This is a genomic window from Archangium gephyra (genome assembly GCF_049060025.1).
Lineage (GTDB): Bacteria > Myxococcota > Myxococcia > Myxococcales > Myxococcaceae > Archangium > Archangium gephyra_A.
This window is the reverse complement of record NZ_JBMEQQ010000002.1, coordinates 3,946,290-3,961,449: the sequence shown is the minus strand read 5'-3', so window position 1 is coordinate 3,961,449 and position 15,160 is coordinate 3,946,290. Positions and strand designations below refer to the sequence as shown.

Annotated in this window: 8 protein-coding genes, 5 tRNA genes, 1 other RNA gene and 2 pseudogenes; 4 read left to right on the top strand and 12 right to left on the bottom strand. The window is 70.0% G+C overall.

The annotated features are described in order from the left end of the window. Nucleotides 1-188 precede the first annotated feature (188 nt). The gene (gene dnaX / locus ACN28I_RS17220) at nt 189-1,403 is read right to left on the bottom strand and encodes a DNA polymerase III subunit gamma/tau (RefSeq protein WP_420943084.1); all 1,215 of its coding nucleotides are present in this window, start codon (nt 1,401-1,403) and stop codon (nt 189-191) included. A gap of 213 nt (nt 1,404-1,616) precedes the next feature. Here dnaX and ACN28I_RS17215 point away from each other — a divergent pair, with 213 nt between their 5' ends. Further along, entirely contained in the window at nt 1,617-3,062 is a 1,446-nt protein-coding gene (locus ACN28I_RS17215) for a mannosyltransferase (protein ID WP_420943083.1), read from the top strand. A 52-nt stretch (nt 3,063-3,114) separates the two neighbouring features. Here the strand turns inward: ACN28I_RS17215 and ffs are convergent. From ffs to ACN28I_RS17170, 9 genes and pseudogenes are all read right to left on the bottom strand, one after another. Then, nucleotides 3,115-3,203, bottom strand: an RNA gene (gene ffs, locus ACN28I_RS17210) — signal recognition particle sRNA small type. 21 nt (nt 3,204-3,224) lie between these two features. After that, a tRNA-Ser gene (locus tag ACN28I_RS17205) sits at nt 3,225-3,311 on the bottom strand. A 13-nt stretch (nt 3,312-3,324) separates the two neighbouring features. Further along, nucleotides 3,325-3,411 (bottom strand) — tRNA-Ser (locus ACN28I_RS17200). Nucleotides 3,412-3,417: 6 nt separating this feature from the next. Next, nucleotides 3,418-3,885 (bottom strand): tRNA adenosine(34) deaminase TadA, encoded by a 468-nt coding sequence (tadA, locus tag ACN28I_RS17195; RefSeq protein WP_420943082.1) that lies wholly within the window; start codon nt 3,883-3,885, stop codon nt 3,418-3,420. A gap of 25 nt (nt 3,886-3,910) precedes the next feature. Further along, nucleotides 3,911-3,987 (bottom strand) — tRNA-Arg (locus tag ACN28I_RS17190). An 80-nt stretch (nt 3,988-4,067) separates the two neighbouring features. Continuing rightward, nucleotides 4,068-4,157, bottom strand: a tRNA-Ser gene (locus tag ACN28I_RS17185). Between the two features lie 43 nt (nt 4,158-4,200). Then, nucleotides 4,201-4,287, bottom strand: a tRNA-Ser gene (locus ACN28I_RS17180). Nucleotides 4,288-4,404: 117 nt separating this feature from the next. Next, nucleotides 4,405-5,686: pseudogene (gene serS / locus ACN28I_RS17175) on the bottom strand (serine--tRNA ligase). Nucleotides 5,687-5,776: 90 nt separating this feature from the next. After that, nucleotides 5,777-10,051, bottom strand: coding sequence for a tetratricopeptide repeat protein (locus tag ACN28I_RS17170; protein ID WP_420943081.1), 4,275 nt, complete (start codon nt 10,049-10,051; stop codon nt 5,777-5,779). 219 nt (nt 10,052-10,270) lie between these two features. On the opposite strand from ACN28I_RS17170, the gene ACN28I_RS17165 reads away from it, so the two are divergent. The 3 genes from ACN28I_RS17165 (at nt 10,271) to ACN28I_RS17155 (ending at nt 13,322) form a co-directional block, all read left to right on the top strand. Next, on the top strand, nt 10,271-11,584 hold the full coding sequence (locus ACN28I_RS17165) for a protoporphyrinogen/coproporphyrinogen oxidase (protein WP_420943080.1): 1,314 nt from the start codon (nt 10,271-10,273) through the stop codon (nt 11,582-11,584). Between the two features lie 72 nt (nt 11,585-11,656). Further along, the gene (locus ACN28I_RS17160; protein ID WP_420943079.1) at nt 11,657-12,367 is read left to right on the top strand and encodes a glycosyltransferase family 2 protein; all 711 of its coding nucleotides are present in this window, start codon (nt 11,657-11,659) and stop codon (nt 12,365-12,367) included. 10 nt (nt 12,368-12,377) lie between these two features. Then, complete coding sequence (locus ACN28I_RS17155) at nt 12,378-13,322, top strand: polysaccharide deacetylase family protein (RefSeq protein ID WP_420943078.1); 945 nt, start codon at nt 12,378-12,380, stop codon at nt 13,320-13,322. A gap of 9 nt (nt 13,323-13,331) precedes the next feature. Here the strand turns inward: ACN28I_RS17155 and ACN28I_RS17150 are convergent, their stop codons facing one another. Beyond that, entirely contained in the window at nt 13,332-13,814 is a 483-nt protein-coding gene (locus tag ACN28I_RS17150; RefSeq protein ID WP_420948656.1) for a tetratricopeptide repeat protein, read from the bottom strand. An 88-nt stretch (nt 13,815-13,902) separates the two neighbouring features. Beyond that, nucleotides 13,903-14,268, bottom strand: a pseudogene (locus tag ACN28I_RS17145) (tetratricopeptide repeat protein); the annotation flags it as partial. Nucleotides 14,269-15,160 lie beyond the last annotated feature (892 nt).

Sequence of the window (15,160 nt, the reverse complement as noted above, 5' to 3'; positions counted from 1 at the left end):
CGGCCCGCGCGGGCTCGGAGGCCTGGGCAGGAGCCGGGACGCGCGGAGCCGGAGCGGGGGAGGGCGCCGCGGGACCTGGAGCCCGGGCCTCCCACGGACGCGACGGGGCCTGCGCCGCCGCGGGAGGTGCGGCGGGCTCGGGCGCGCGAGGCGGCGGGGCAGGGGAGCGGGTGGGCTCTGGGGGACGCTCAGTGGGAGCGAAAGTTGGCGGGACTGGGGCGACCTCCAGGCGCCCCAGCAGCTACCTTGCGCGCGTCCTCGGGTCCGAGACCGGAGGCGAGGCGATCCACCCGGGCGAGCAGCTCCGGGATGGAGCCGGCCGGCGACAGTTGGATGGCCTTGAGCAGCGCCATCTCCAGCGCGAGCCGGGGATGGGCGGCGCGAGACACGTCCCACACGCACCCGTGCACCACGTCGAAGAGACGGGAGATCTGCGCCGGCTCCGCGTCCTTGGCCAGCGCGGTGAGCGCGTTGCGCTCGGACTCGGCGAGCTCCGCGGGGGCCTCGCCCAGCGTCTTGGTGACGAAGAGGTGGCGGAGCTGCAGCGCGAGCTCCTCGGTGAGGCGCTTGAGGTCCGTGCCGCGGTTGAAGACCTCCTCCACGCGCTCGAGCACGCGCTTCGCGTCCTTGCGCACCAGGGCCTCGGCGAAGTCCTGCACCACCGTGCGATCGATGGTGCCCAGCGCGTCGGCGACGTCCGAGTCCTTGGGCTCGGCGCCACAGGCGGAGAAGATCTGATCCAGGAGGCTGAGCGCGTCGCGCATGCCGCCCTCGGACTGACGCACCACCATGGCGAGCGCGGTGTCCGAGATGGCCACCTTCTCCTGCTCGCAGATGTACTTGAGCCGCTCGAGCATCACCTTCCCGGAGATGCGGCGGAAGTTGTGGCGCTGGCAGCGCGAGAGGATGGTGTCCGGGAGCTTGTGCGCCTCGGTGGTCGCGAAGATGAACTTCACGTGCCCGGGCGGCTCCTCGAGCGTCTTCAGGAGCGCGTTGAATGCGGCTCCCGAGAGCATGTGGACCTCGTCGATGATGTAGATCTTGTGCCGGTCGCGCTGCGGCAGGTACTTGGCGTTCTCGCGGATCTCCCGGACGTTCTCGACGCCGTTATTGGAGGCACCGTCGATCTCCGCCACGTCCACCGAGGTGCCCGCGGCGATCTCCGTGCACGCCTGGCACTTGCCACAGGGCTCCGGGGTGGGGCCGTGCTCACAGTTGAGGGCCTTGGCGAGCAGGCGGGCGGCGGTCGTCTTGCCCACGCCTCGCGGGCCGCAGAACAGGTAGGCGTGCGCCACCCGGTTCATCTTGATGGCGTTGGCGACCGTCCGGACCACGTGCTCCTGGCCGGTCATGTCGTCGAAGGTCTGCGGGCGCCATTTACGGGCAAGAACGAGGTAGCTCATGGGGGCCGGGAGTCTAAACACGGGAACGCGCCGGTTGCATGCATGCAACCACTTTCCTTTCTCGCAGGAGACTCCGTGGCTGCTTGACCCCAGAAGTCAGCTTCGGCTGTCCAGGAATGGGACGCCTGGAGTCGGGTGCTTCACTCGGAGTGTCCCGCATGCCCCTCGCCTGTGCTTCCCCGAGAGGATAGGGAGAGTCGCGAGGCCCTTCTCATGACCGTTCCCGCGCCCGTCTCCAGTCCTCCGCCGTCCGCCGTCCCCGCCTCCGAGGTGCCGCGCTCGGGGGGACAGCGGCGCTGGCCGCTCGTGGTGCTGCTGGGCGGGGTGGGGCTGTTGCCCGCGCTCATCGCGGTGGCGCAGCTCGGGCGCATCCACCCGGACGAGGTGTATCAGTTGCTCGAGCCGGCCTGGTTCCGCGCCCACGGCTATGGGGTGCTGGCCTGGGAGTGGCGCGTGGGCCTGCGCAACTGGGCCATGCCCGGAGTGGCCGCGTGGCTGTTGCGGCTGGCGGACGTGTTGGGCCTCACGCACCCGGTGGCGTACCGGGCGCTGCTCGCCGTGCCGCAGGTGGCGCTGCACGGGTGGATGTTGTGGGCCGGGTACCGCTACGCCGAGCGCCGCGCGGGACCCTCGGGGGGCCTCTTCGCACTGCTCGCCCTGGGTCTCTACGGGCCGGTGCTCGTCTTCGCGGGCCGGACGTTGGGGGAGTCCCTCTCCACCGCCTTCCTCGTGGTGGCCCTGGAGGCGCTGGACCGGCCCGGACGCCCGGTGCGAGCGGGGCTGGTGGGGGGACTCGCGTTGGGACTGGCGGTGGTGGCGCGCTACGGCTCGGCGGTGATGGTGCTGGCGGCGCTCGTCTGGCTGGCGGCTGCCCGGCGGTGGCGGGTGCTCGCCTTCACCTGCCTCGGGGGACTGGGCATCGCCCTGGGCCTGGGGGCCCTCGATTGGGCGACGTGGGGCAAGCCCTTCCACTCCTTCTTCGCCTACGTGGACTTCAATGTCCTCTCCGGGCAGGCCGCGAGGCAGTTCGGCGCTTCACCCCCGGGCTTCTACCTGTGGCCCTTCCTCTCCGGGCTGCCCCTCTGGCTCCTGGCCGTGGTGCCCCAGGGACTGTCCTCCCTGCGCCGGAGGCTCGCCGTCCCGCTTCCACTCTTCTGCGCGGTGGCCTACCTGCTCGCCATCACCACCACGGCCCACAAGGAGGAGCGCTTCCTCTACCCGGCCCTGGTGCTCCTGACGCTGGCCGCGGCTCCCGCCCTGGCCACCCTCGTGCTCGGACGCGAGGCGGCCCGCTCGAGGTGGGCCCTGGGGACGGCCGCGCTGGCCACCGCACTGCTGGCGGGACACTTCTTCCCACCGGGGGACCTGCGGGGAGACCAGTTCCGCGCCATCGTCGCGGCCACCCGGGACGACGGCGCGCGCGGGCTGCTCATCGTCAACGAGGGCCTGTGGGGGGCGGGGGGCTTCTTCTACATCGGCAAGAACATCCCCTGGTCCACCTGCGACTGGCCCCGGGATGCCAGCTTCCAGGCGGCCATGAGGGATGCGCGCTTCAACCGCGCCGTCACCTTCGAGGGCCGGGCCCTGGCGGAACTCCAAGCGGCCGGCTTCCGGGTGGTGGGCCAGGTGGGCCGCGAGACGGTGCTCGCGCGGGACTGAAGGGCAAAAAAAGAAGGAGCCGAGTCCTCTTTCGAAGACTCGGCTCCTTCACAAGAACGGCCGGGACACACGCGGAGGTGCGCTACCGTTGCTTCCTTCCGGACCTGGCGGGGTTCACGTCCCCACGTTGTCCCGACCACAAGCTCTTTGTGACAACAACTACGGAGAGGGTGGGATTCGAACCCACGATACCCTTTCGAGTATACACGCGTTCCAGGCGTGCGCCTTCAACCACTCGGCCACCTCTCCATGAGACACTCTGCGGAGAGCGTAGGATTCGAACCTACGATACCGTTCCCGGTATGCCTGATTTCGAGTCAGGTGCCTTCGACCACTCGGCCAGCTCTCCAGATATTCACTTGTCGCGTTTCTTCTCGCGCAACCGCTCGAAGAAATCCTTCAGCATCTGACGGCTCTCGTCCGCCAATAGTCCACTCATCACCTGGAGCCGGTGGTTGTGCCGGGGCTCCTCGGCGAGGTTGTAGAGCGAACCAACGGCTCCGGCTTTCGGGTCCATCGTTCCGAAAACCAGCCGCGTGACCCTCGACTGAACCAGCGCACCGGCGCACATCGCGCACGGCTCCAGCGTCACATACAGGGTGACACCCGTGAGCCGCCACGCTCCTAACGCCTTGGCCGCTGCGTCCAGCGCGAAGATCTCCGCGTGGGCCAGGGGATTCCGGTCGATCTCCCTGCGATTGAAGCCAACCCCGATGACCTTGCCATCGTGAACGGCTACCGCACCGACAGGGACTTCCCCGAGTCCAGCGGCTTCCCGCGCGAGCGCGAGCGCCTGCTGCATGAAAGCTTCGTCCAGACTCATGAGGGAATGAGATGAGGGGAAAGGGTGGCGCTCCCTGGAGGATTCGAACCTCCGGCCTTCGGATTCGTAGTCCGACGCTCTATCCAGCTGAGCTAAGGGAGCTTGCCGTTTCCTTCACCGCATCTACCACAACCGCGACCTCTGTACCACAACCACTTTCGCGCTACCACAACCAAGATGAGTGGCGGAGAGAGAGGGATTCGAACCCTCGATACCCTTTCGAGTATGCAGGTTTAGCAAACCTGTGCCTTCAGCCTCTCGGCCATCTCTCCACTGCCTTGCCTGTCAAAGAACCGCATACCACAACAACAACATCGGAGGAGGTAGGATTCGAACCTACGGGAAGCTTGCGCCACCTGCGGTTTTCAAGACCGCTGCCTTCAGCCGCTCGGCCACTCCTCCACTGCTTGGAGCCGCGCGGGCCACCCGAACTGCGTGGGCCGCCCTTCTACATCATCCGGGGCCCATTGCAACAACGTTATGGGGCCCCGGAAGCTGACAGCACGCCGATACCGCCTGCTACAGCGGCCGGAGCTCCTTGAGGCCTCCCATGTAGGGCACCAACACCTCGGGGATGACGATGCTTCCGTCCTCGCGCTGGTAGTTCTCGAGGAGGGCGATGGTCGTCCGCCCCACGGCCAGGCCACTGCCATTGAGCGTGTGGAGGAGCTGGGGCTTGTCCCCCTTCTGGGCCCGGTAGCGGATTTTCGCCCGGCGGGCCTGGAAGTCGCCGCAGTCCGAGCAGGACGAAATCTCCCGGTACGTCCCCTGGCCGGGCAGCCAGAACTTCAATGTCGTAGGTCTTCCGAGCGCCGAAACCCATGTCCCCGGTGCACAGCAGCATCACCCGGTGGTGCAGCCCCAGGCGCCGGAGGATGTCGCAGGCGTCGTCCGTCATCTTCTCCAGCTCGTCGAGGCTGGACTCCGGGGTGGCGAACTTCACCAGCTCCACCTTGTGGAACTGGTGCTGGCGGATGAGGCCGCGGGTGTCCTTGCCCGCGGAGCCCGCCTCGGCGCGGAAGCACGGGCTGAAGGCGCAGTACTTCCGGGGCAGCTCGGCCGCGTCGAGAATCTCGTCCGCGTGATAGTTGGTGACGGGCACCTCGGCGGTGGGGATGAGGAAGCGCTCGGTCTCCCCCACCGTCTTGAAGGCGTCGTCCTCGAACTTGGGGAGCTGGCCGGTGCCCATCATCGTCTCGCGCAGCACGAGGTAGGGCGGCAGCATCTCGACGTACCCCTTGGGGGTGTGCACGTCGATCATGAAGCTCACCAGGGCCCGCTCCAGCCGGGCCAGCGCTCCCTTGTAGAAGGCGAAGCGCGAGCCGGACACCTTGGCGGCGCGCTCGAAGTCCAGCATCCCCAGCTTCTCACCCAGCTCGAAGTGCTGCTTGGGCGTGAAGGGCAGGTTGGGCTTCTCACCCCAGATGCGCACCTGGACGTTGTCCTCGGCGCCGCCGCCCACGGGCACGGACTCGTGGGGGATGTTGGGGATGAGCAGCAGGATGCGGCTGAGCTCCTCCTCCACCTCCTTGAGGCGAGCCTCCTTCTCCTTGATGGTCTGGGAGACGGCGCGCATCTCCCCGCGCAGCGACTCGAGCGCGGCCGGATCCTCCTTGGCCTTGCGCTTCATCTCCTCGTTGGCCGTGTTGCGGCGCGCGGAGAGTGACTCCATGGCCACATAGAGGTCGCGCCGTTCCGACACGAGACTCTTGAAGGGGCCGAGGTCCAGGCTGCCGCCGCGGGACTGCAACCGGGCGACCACCGCATCGAAGTTCTGCGCGACGTGCTTGAGATCCAACATGGCGGGGCGGGTTGTAGTCACCCCGCGCGGGCCCGGCAAGGCAGGAAGCACCCGGGCGCCCGGAAACGGACGCCCGGGGAGTCCGGCGGACTACTCGAGGAAGCTGATCTCGTCCTCGACTTCCTTGCGATCCACCGCCTCGGGCTTGCGTCCCAGGTACTCCTGGAAGGCCTTGATGGCGTCCTTCTTCTTGCCCTTTTCCTTGTAGGCGAAGCCCAGATGGTACCAGGTCTCGGGCTCGACGGGCTCGACCTTGGTGGCCTTCACGTACCAATCGATGGCCTTGCCGTACTGGTTCTGCTCACTCCAGGCGCGGCCGATTTTGTAGAAGACCTCGGTCAGAGCCGGGTCGGCCTTGAGGGCCTGCTCGTAGGCGCGGACGGCCTCCCGCCAGTGCGTGGCGTTGAAGTGCGTGTTGCCGATGGCGGCGAACACCCGGGTGCGCTTGGGCTCGGCCTTGAGCGTGGCCTGGAAGGCGGTGAGGGCCTCGTCGAACTCGCCGCGCTCCAGGTGGGCCAGACCGAGGGCCTCGTGGGCGTCGGCCATCTTCGGCTCGAGCTTCACGGCCTCCTGCCATTCCTTGATGGCCTCGGGCAGCTGCTTGGCGTCCCGGTAGAGGGCACCGAAGGCGTAGCGGTAGTCGGCCCGCTTGGGGGAGCGATCCACCGCGGCCCTCATGCTCTCGATGGCCTGGGAGAAGTCGCCGGCCGGCACCGTCTCCGGATCCGCCTTCTCCTTGATGGCCTTGGCCCGGGCCGCCTTCACCTGGGCCTTCACCTGGGCCGTCTTCACCATGGCCATGTGGAAGTTGGACTCGGCGTTGGAGGGCTCACTCTTGAGCGCCATCGTGAGGTTGACCTCGGCCTCCTTGAAGTGGTTGGAGGCCTCCGCCGGCTTGTCTTCCGGGGTGGCATGGCCCTTGTCGATCTGCACGGCGGCCAGGGTGACGAGCGTGGGCACCGAGCGGGGCTCGGCCTTCTTGGCCTCGGTCAGCTCGGTGAGGGCATCGTCCAGCTTGCCCTGACGCCACAGCACGAGGCCGCGATGCAGGCGGGCGCCCCGGAGCGTGTGCGGATCCAACTGCAGCGCGGTTTCCGCCTCCTGCTGGGCCTTCTCCAGGTCCCCGGCGAGCAGCGCCAGGCGGGACAGCCCGAGGTGGGCATCCGCGAGGGTGGCCTCGAGCGTGACGGCACGCGTGAACGCCTCCTGGGCGCGGACGGTGTCGTCCTCGGCGAGCGCCAGCTCACCCAGGCCGAGCTGCACCCAGGCGTTCTCGGGAGCGAGGGCGGCGGCCGCCTCGAAGCTGGCCTTGGCCTGCTCATTGCGGCGCTGGCGCAACTGGAAGCGGCCCAGGGCGACGTGGGCCTCGACGAGCTTCTCGTCGGCCTTGATGGCGCGCGCGTAGTGCTGCTCGGCGGTGGTGTTGCTGTCGCGCGCCTCGTCGACGCGGCCGTTCAGGTATGCGATGCGGGCGCTGTCCTTGAAGCGCTTGGCGGCCTCCTCCACCTGCTTCTGCGCGGCCTCGATCTTCCCGAGCGTCACCAGGATGCTGATGTAGCCATCCGCGGCCTCGAGGTTCTGCGGCTCGGCCTTGGCCACCGCCTCGAAGAAGGGCAGGGCGTCCTCGAACTTGCGCTGGGCCTGCAGCACGCGCGCCAGGTAGTTCTTGAGGATGAGGGCGTTGGAGTCCTTCTCCAGCGCGGCCCGCAGCTCCTTCTCGGCGTCGTCGAGCCGGGCGAGCTGGAAGAGGGCGATGCCCTTGAAGGTGCGGGCACGCGACAGCTCCGGCGCGCTCATCTGCGCCTGGCTCTTCTCCTCGAGCGCGAGCTCGGCGGCCGCGAGGCCCTTCTGCGCGTCCTTGCGCAGCAGCAGCTCCACCGCGGCCAGCTCCACCGAGGAGCTGAGGTGGGTGGCGTCCGCCTTGAGCGCGGCCTCGTAGGCCTTGGCCGCCTCATCCGCCTTGCCACCGGCCTGGTAGACGTTGCCCAGGGCATGGTGGGCCCGGGCCAGGTCCGGCTGCGCCTTCAGCACCCGGTTGAGCGTGTCGATGGCCTCGACGCTGTCCTTCTTCTGGGCGGCCTGGGCCTCGGCGAGCAGGAGGCCCAGCTCGGCATCCCCCTGGTTGGCGTCGCGGCTCCAGGCGTCCTTCGCGAGCTGGATGGCCGTGCCGTAGTCCCGGGCGATGATGGAGCTGCCCACCCGGTACTTGGTGTACTCGACGTTGCTCTCACCCAGCAGCTCCAGGCTCGCGGCCTCCTCCTCGGAGCGGCAGCGCAACAGGTCTCCGCTGTTGGCGGCCGAGTAGCGGCGCTGGAGGTGGAAGACGGCCTGGCACCAGATGGCGCGCACCTCCGGGTACTCGTTCCCGGAGAGCACCTTCGCCGTCAGCGTGTGGGCCTGCTTGTAGCCCTGGAAGGAGTCCTGCAGCATCGCCTTGCGCGCGGCCTCGACGTCCGCGTGCTCCGCGCTGCCGTCCTTCACCTTCGTGGGGAGGAACTTCTTCAACCCGAAAGCGCCGTAGCGCGTGGCGCTGAAGCTGAAGCCCACGCCGAGCACCAGCACCACCGCCGCGCCGGAGATGACCAGCGGCAGGCGCTGCTTCACCTTGCCGAGGAAGATCTCCATCTTGGTGGTGCTGTCCGTCACCGCCACCGGCGCCATGCGGCCGCCGTACATCTGCTGCAGCTTCTCCATGTTGGCGGCGGAGTTGAGGTTGGCCCTGGAGCCGGGCTCGGCGGCGGCCTGGGCGGGAGCGGGGGCGGCCACGGCGGGCGTCCCCGGCCCCTCCATCAGCTTCTGGATGGCCGCGGCGAAGGTGGGCACCGTGCCGATGGGCGTCCAGGACTCTCCGTCGTTGGAGACGTCCTCGTTGCCCAGGAGCTGGCCGTCCTCGAGCATCTTGACGACGACGCCCTCCTCGAACGGGCCGAAGACCTTGCCGGAGCGGCGGCGCACGTGGAAGCGGCGCACGTTGGACTTCGCCTTGTTGGCGCCGTTGTCCTTGGCCGCGTCGTCGATGAAGCTCAGCATCTCCAGGCCATCGGCCGTGCCCGCGGTGGGCGGCGGCGGCAGCGGCGCGGAGAGATCGGCCTCGAGGTCATCTCCCCCGGCCCCGGAGGGCGCGGAAGGATCGAACTCGAGCGCGTCGGGGATGGAGGCACCGGCGGACGCCATGGGCGCCGCGGGCGGAGGCTCCGAGAAGTCCATGCCCACGTCCACCGTGGAGGGCGCGGGCTCCGAGAAGTCGAGGTCCGTTGCCTGGGCGGCCGGCGCGGGCGGCAGCGCGAAGGGATCCTCGTCGGCGAAGGGATCCGCGGACGGCGTGGGCGCGGGCGCCATGGCGAACGGATCGGCCTCGGGCGCGGGCGGCAGGCCGAACGGGTCGTCCGCACCGGAACCGGCGGCGAACGGATCGGCCTCGGGCGCGGGCGGCAGGCCGAACGGATCCGCCTCGGGCTCGACGGGAGCGGGAGGCAGGCCGAACGGATCCTCGCCACCGGCAGCGGCGTACGGATCGGCCTCGGGAGGAGGCGGCAGGGCGAACGTGTCCACCTCGGCCGTGTTCCGCGGGGCCTCGTCCAGGAACGAGTCGCCGGTGGCGTACGGGTTGTCGGCCGGAGGAGGCGGCATGGCGATGGCGCCCCCGGGCGTGGCGGCGTACGCGTAGGGCTCCTCGGCGCCGACGGGAGGAGGCGGCAGGGCGATGGCGTCCGCCTGGGGCGCGGCGGCGTACGGATCCGCGGCGTACGGGTCCGCGGCATACGGATCCGCGGCGTACGGGTCCGAGCCGTAGGGGTTGCCGGCGGGAGGAGGCGGCAGGGCGATGGCGTCGCCCTGGGGCGCGGCGGCGTACGGATCGGCGTAGTCGAAGCCGCCCGCGTTGTCCGCGTAGCCGTCGGAGGCTCCGGGCAGGGGCACGGCCTCACCCTGCTGCGCGCCGCCGTACGGGTTGTTCGCGTACGGATCGCTCGCGCCGGGCAGGGGGATGGCACCGCCCGCGCTCGCGTCGTAGCCCTGCGCGGGATCGGAGTAGTCCCCGGAGGGCACGGCGGCACCGGGCAGCGGAATGGCCTGCGGAGCGGTGACGTCGCGGTAGGCCGCGCTCGGCACGGGCAGGGCGACGACGCGCGTGGCCTCGGACTCCGCGGGCCGCTGGAAGTCGTCGTAGCCGGCGTACGGATCCGCCTGGGGCGCGGTGGCGCCGGGCAGCGGAATGGCGGCGGGAGCGGGCACGCTCACCGGCTCTTCGGCCTTGATGGGGAAGGTGTTCTGGCACCGGGCGCACTTGAGCTTCGCGCCGCCCGGCGGGATCCGCTTGTCATCGATGTTGTAATTCGTCTGGCAAGACGGGCAGGAGACTTTCATGGGTTTCCTTCAGCGGGGGCTGGACGGTCGCGAACGGCCGCGCTCCCGCGGCGGGCGAAGGTTATCAGAGGCATTTTCCAGGCGGCAAAGAACGAGACGCCGCATCGGACGAGCCCTGGCGGCAGGGCAGGCGGGCAGGGGACCCCTTTCCGGGGGGGGGCCGGGTGACACGTGCCGGTTGCCCGGGGGGGCTCCGAAGGTGGTAGACCCGGCTTTTCCATGGAACCCATCGTCATCCTCGGCGCGGGCCTCGCGGGGCTGTCCGCCGCTCATTTCCTGCAGCGCCCCTGGCGCCTCATCGAGAAGTCCGAGCGGGTCGGCGGTCTCATCAAGACCGAGGTCATCGACGGGTGTGCCTTCGATCCCACCGGCCACTGGTTGCACCTCAGAGACCCGGAGATCAAGGAACTGGTGGATACCCGCTGGCTCCCCGGCCAGTTGGTCACCATTCAACGAAAGGCGGCCGTCTACTCGCGGGGGGTCTTCACGCGCTTTCCGTACCAGGTCAACACCCACGGGCTGCCCCCCGAGGTGGTGGCGGAGAACCTCATCGGCTACGTGGAGGCCGTATACGGGGAGAAGGGCCGGGCGCTGCGCGAGCGCGAGCCGCGCGACTTCGCCGAGTTCATCCTGCGCTACATGGGGGAGGGGTTCGCGAAGAACTTCATGTTCCCCTACAACAAGAAGCTGTGGACGGTGGACCCGTCCGAGCTGTCCGCCGCCTGGGTGGGCCGGTTCGTGCCGCGCCCCACCTTGAAGGAGGTGGTGGACGGGGCGCTGGGCGTGGGGAGCGATGCGCTGGGCTACAACGCCTCCTTCGTCTACCCGCGCGAGGGCGGCATCGAGAGCCTCGCCCGCGCCATGCTCGCCCACCTGAAGGGCGGGGAGTTGAGCGTCAACACCGAGCCCACCGCCATCGACTGGAAGGCCCGGCAGCTCACACTGTCGGACGGGCGCACGCTCGGTTACTCGGAGCTGCTCTCCACCATCTCCCTGCCGGGGCTGGTGCGGCTGGTGGGCAAGGGCGGCTCCGGGGTGCCCGACGAGGTGCTGGCCGCTGCCGGACGTCTGCGCGCCACCACGGTGACGTACGTGTGCGTGGCCGCCCGGGGAAAGAATCCGCAGCCGTGGCATTGGATCTACCTGCCCGAGCCCGAGTTCAAGACGTACCGCATCGGCTCGCCCTCGGCGGTGTACGCGCCGCTGGCGCCTCCGGACACCTCCACCTTCTATGTGGAGTACAGCCACCACGGCGAGGTCTCCATGGCCCAGGCCGAGGCGTACGCGGTGGAGGACCTGGTGCGCTCGCGCATGGTGAACTCGGCGGACGACATCCTCTTCGCCCAGGCGCGCGAGATTCCCCACGCCTATGTCCTCTATGACGAGGCGTACGGGCCGGCGAAGACGGAGATCCTCCACTTCCTGGAGCACGCGCGCATCCACATCGCGGGGCGGTACGGGCAGTGGGAGTACTCGTCCATGGAGGACGCCATCCTCGGTGGGCGGGCCTTCGCGCGCCGGTTGAACGGCTGACGGAGGGCGGGCGCCGGCGGTAGTTGTGCATCGACGGGGCCCTCGGGGGCGTGCTAGGTCGCACGTCCGCCCATGGCCCCGTACCTCTCGATCGTCATTCCCGTCTACAACGAGGCGTCCATCGTCGCCTCCGCCGCGGCGGAGCTCTCGCAGGGGTTGGATGCGCGCGGGTGGGACTACGAGATCATCTTCGCGGAGAACGGCTCGCGCGACGCCACGCCCCAGATTCTGGAGGCGCTGTGCGCGAAGAACCCGCGCCTGCGCTGGTTCCACTCGGAGCGGCCCAACTATGGCGTGGCGCTGAAGGCGGGCATCGAGAAGGCCCGCGGCACCTACGTCTTCTGCGATGAGATCGACCTGTGCGACCTGAGCTTCTACGACGCCGCGCTGCCGGTGCTGGAGAAGGGTGGGGCGGACATGGTGGTGGGCTCGAAGGCGGCCAAGGGCGCGAGTGATCAGCGGCCCCTCGTGCGGCGCGTGGCCACGCGGGTGCACACCAGGCTGCTGCGGGTGACGCTGGGCTTCCAGGGCACGGACACGCACGGGCTGAAGGCCTTCCGGCGCGAGGCGTTGATGCCGGTGGTGGCCAAGTGCGTGGTGGACATGGACGTGTTCGCCAGCGAGTTCGTCATCCGCGCCTGGCGCGAGGGGCTGCGGGTGGTGGAGATCCCCATCCAGCTCCAGGAGAAGCGCCAGCCCTCCATCCACCTCTTCAGGCGCGTGCCCAACGTGCTGAGGAACGTGGGCAAGCTCTTCTACGTCATCCGCATCCGCGGCACCTGAGGAGGCGCGGGTGGCGCGGCGGCTCGCATCCATCTCCGTCGACCTGGACTCGCTGCCGCACTACTGCCGCATCCACGGGCTGCCCGAGTCGTTGCTGGATGCGAGGGCGCGGGGGCTAGTCTACACCACGGCGGTGCCCCGGCTGAGGCAGTTGCTCGAGTCGGTGGGCGTGCCGGGGACGTTCTTCGCCATCGGCGAGGACGTGGCGGCGGACGCGGGGGCCGCGGAGGCCCTGCGCTCGGCGCACCGGGCGGGTGTGGAGGTGGCGAGTCACAGCTTCTCGCACGACTACGCGCTGACGCGGCGCCCTCCCGAGCGCATCCGCGAGGATCTTCGGCGCGCGGACGAGGTGCTCGAGGCGGCCACGGGCGTGCGTCCGGTGGGCTTCCGCGCGCCGGGCTATACGCTCAACGCCGCCCTGTACGCGGCGACGGTGGAGCGCGGCTACCGCTATGGCTCCTCCGCCTTTCCCGCCGTCCCGTACTACACGGCCAAGGCGGCGGTGATGGGCTCGCTGGCCCTGCTGGGGCGCCCCTCTCGGGCGGTGCTGGACTCGCCCCGGGTGCTGCTCGCGCCCCGGACGCCGTACCGGCCAGACCCGGCCCGGCCCTACCAGCGGGGCTCGGGGGCCGTGCTGGAGCTGCCCATGGCGGTGACGCCCGGCGTGCGCTTCCCCTTCATCGGCACCTTCGCCCTCACGCTGCCCCTGCCGGCCATCCGGGCCGCGTACCGCTCCCTCCAGGGCGACACGTTCTTCAACCTCGAGCTGCACGCGGCGGACGTGCTGGACGCCCAGGACGGCATCCCGCCCGAGCTGGTGCGCCAGCAGAGGGACTTGCGGGTGCCCGCCGCGCACAAGCTGGAGCGGTTGAGGACCCTCTTCGGCTGGCTGAAGTCCGACTACGAGGTGGTGACGCTGCGCGATGCGGCCTCCCACCTCGCCCTCACCGTGTAGCCGCCGCGCTCAGGGGACGGGCACCGCCAGGGTCGTCCTCTCGCTCTTCTTCCGGGTGCTTCCCGGGCGCGCCCGCTCCAGCGTCCGGGCCAGGGTCTCGCGCGACTCCGCCACCAGCGGGTGCTCGGGCCCCAACGCCTTCTCGCGCAGGGCCAGCGCCCGCTCGTGCAGCGCCCGCGCCTCCTCGTACTTCCCCAGGTCCCGGAGCACGTTGCCCAGGCCGTTGAGCGACAGGGCGATGTCGGGGTGCCCGGCCTCCAGGGCCTTCTCCTGGATGGCCAGCGCGCGCACGTGCCGCGCCCGGGCCTCCGGGTACTTCTTCAGGAGCCGCAGCACCTCGCCCAGGTCGTTGAGCGTGGTGGCCACGTCGGGATGGTCCGCTCCCAGCACCTGCTCGCGCAGGACCAGCGCGCGCTCGAGCCGCCGCCGTGCCTCCTCGTACCGGCCCAGCCCCCGGAACGCGTTGCCCAGGTTGTTGAGCGTGTTGGCGATGTCTGGATGCTCCGGCTTCAGCAGCTTCTCGCGGATGGCCAGCGCGCCCTCGAGCCTCCTTCAGCGCCTCCTCGTACCGGCCCAGGGCGTCGAGCGCGACGGCCAGGTTGTTGCGCGAGGTGGCCACGTCGGGATGCTCGGGGCCCAGGGCGTTCTTGCGGATGGCCAGCGCGTGCTCGTACAGCTCCCTCGCCTCGTCGTGCTTGCCGAGCTGCCCGAGCGCCGTGCCCAGGTTGCTGTAGGAGTTGGCGACGAGTGGGTTGTCCGGCCCCAGCGTCTTGCGCCGGAGGCTCAGCGCCTGCTCGTACGCGGTCCGCGCCTCCTCGTACTTGCCCAGCGCCCCGAGCGCGACGCCCAGGTTGTTGTACGCGGAGATCACCTTCGGATGCTCGGGACCCAGCACGTGGCGCCGGAAGCTCCAGCGCACGCTCGTACAGGCTCCGGGCCTCCTCATAGCGGCCCATCTCCTGGAACGCGATGGCCTGGTCATTGAGCGAGTCCGCGCGCGTCTCGTCGTCATCCGCCACCTCCACGGCGGATTCCATGGCCAGCGTCAGCCCCTGGGCCTCCTGGTAGCGCGCCTGCCTCCACCCCACCTCCCGGAAGAGCAGCGTCCAGGCCTTGGCCACCATCACCTGATCCTTGCTCCTCGCGGCCACGAGGATGGCCCGTCGCGCCAGGGCCTCGGCGCCCGCGTAATCCCCGCCCTGGTCCTTCAGCGATGCGGCCTCATACAGGGCCTGTGCCACGAGCGGCCCGTAGCCCACCTGCTCCACCCGCGGCAGCAGCTCCTCGCTGGGGGCCAGCGCCTCGCGGTACTGGCCGGCCATTCGCAGCGTCGCCAGCCGGTCCACCTGCACCCGCAGCGTCTCCACCGCGGCGCGCACCGAGGGATCCTCCGGCAGGGGCACCGTGGCCGTCAGCGCCTTCACATCCGCGCAGGCGCTCAGCGGCGGCAGCGACTGCACCACCTGCACGGCCTTGGACAGGTTGTCCCGGTCGGGACCGCGGGCGAACAACTCCGTCAGCTCCCGCAACTGGCCCCGGCGCCGCTCCAGGCAGTCCACCTTCAACACGTCGAGCTTCCCGGGCGAGGGCTCCTGGAGGGCCTCGCACGCCTCGGTGCGCATCCGCACCCAGGTGCCCGTGTAGCCGTCGAGCAGCGAGGCCGTGCGCGTGAAGGTGTCCTGGGCATACGGCAGCCGGGTGCCGAGGAAGGCCCGCTTCATCCGCGCCTTCACCGTCTCGTCCCACGTGCCGGTGAGCCCGCGCTCCATGCTGGCGCACCCCGGCTCCTGCTCCGTGTGCAGCAGCGCGCTCCAGAGCGTCAGTCCCGCCAGGCCCGT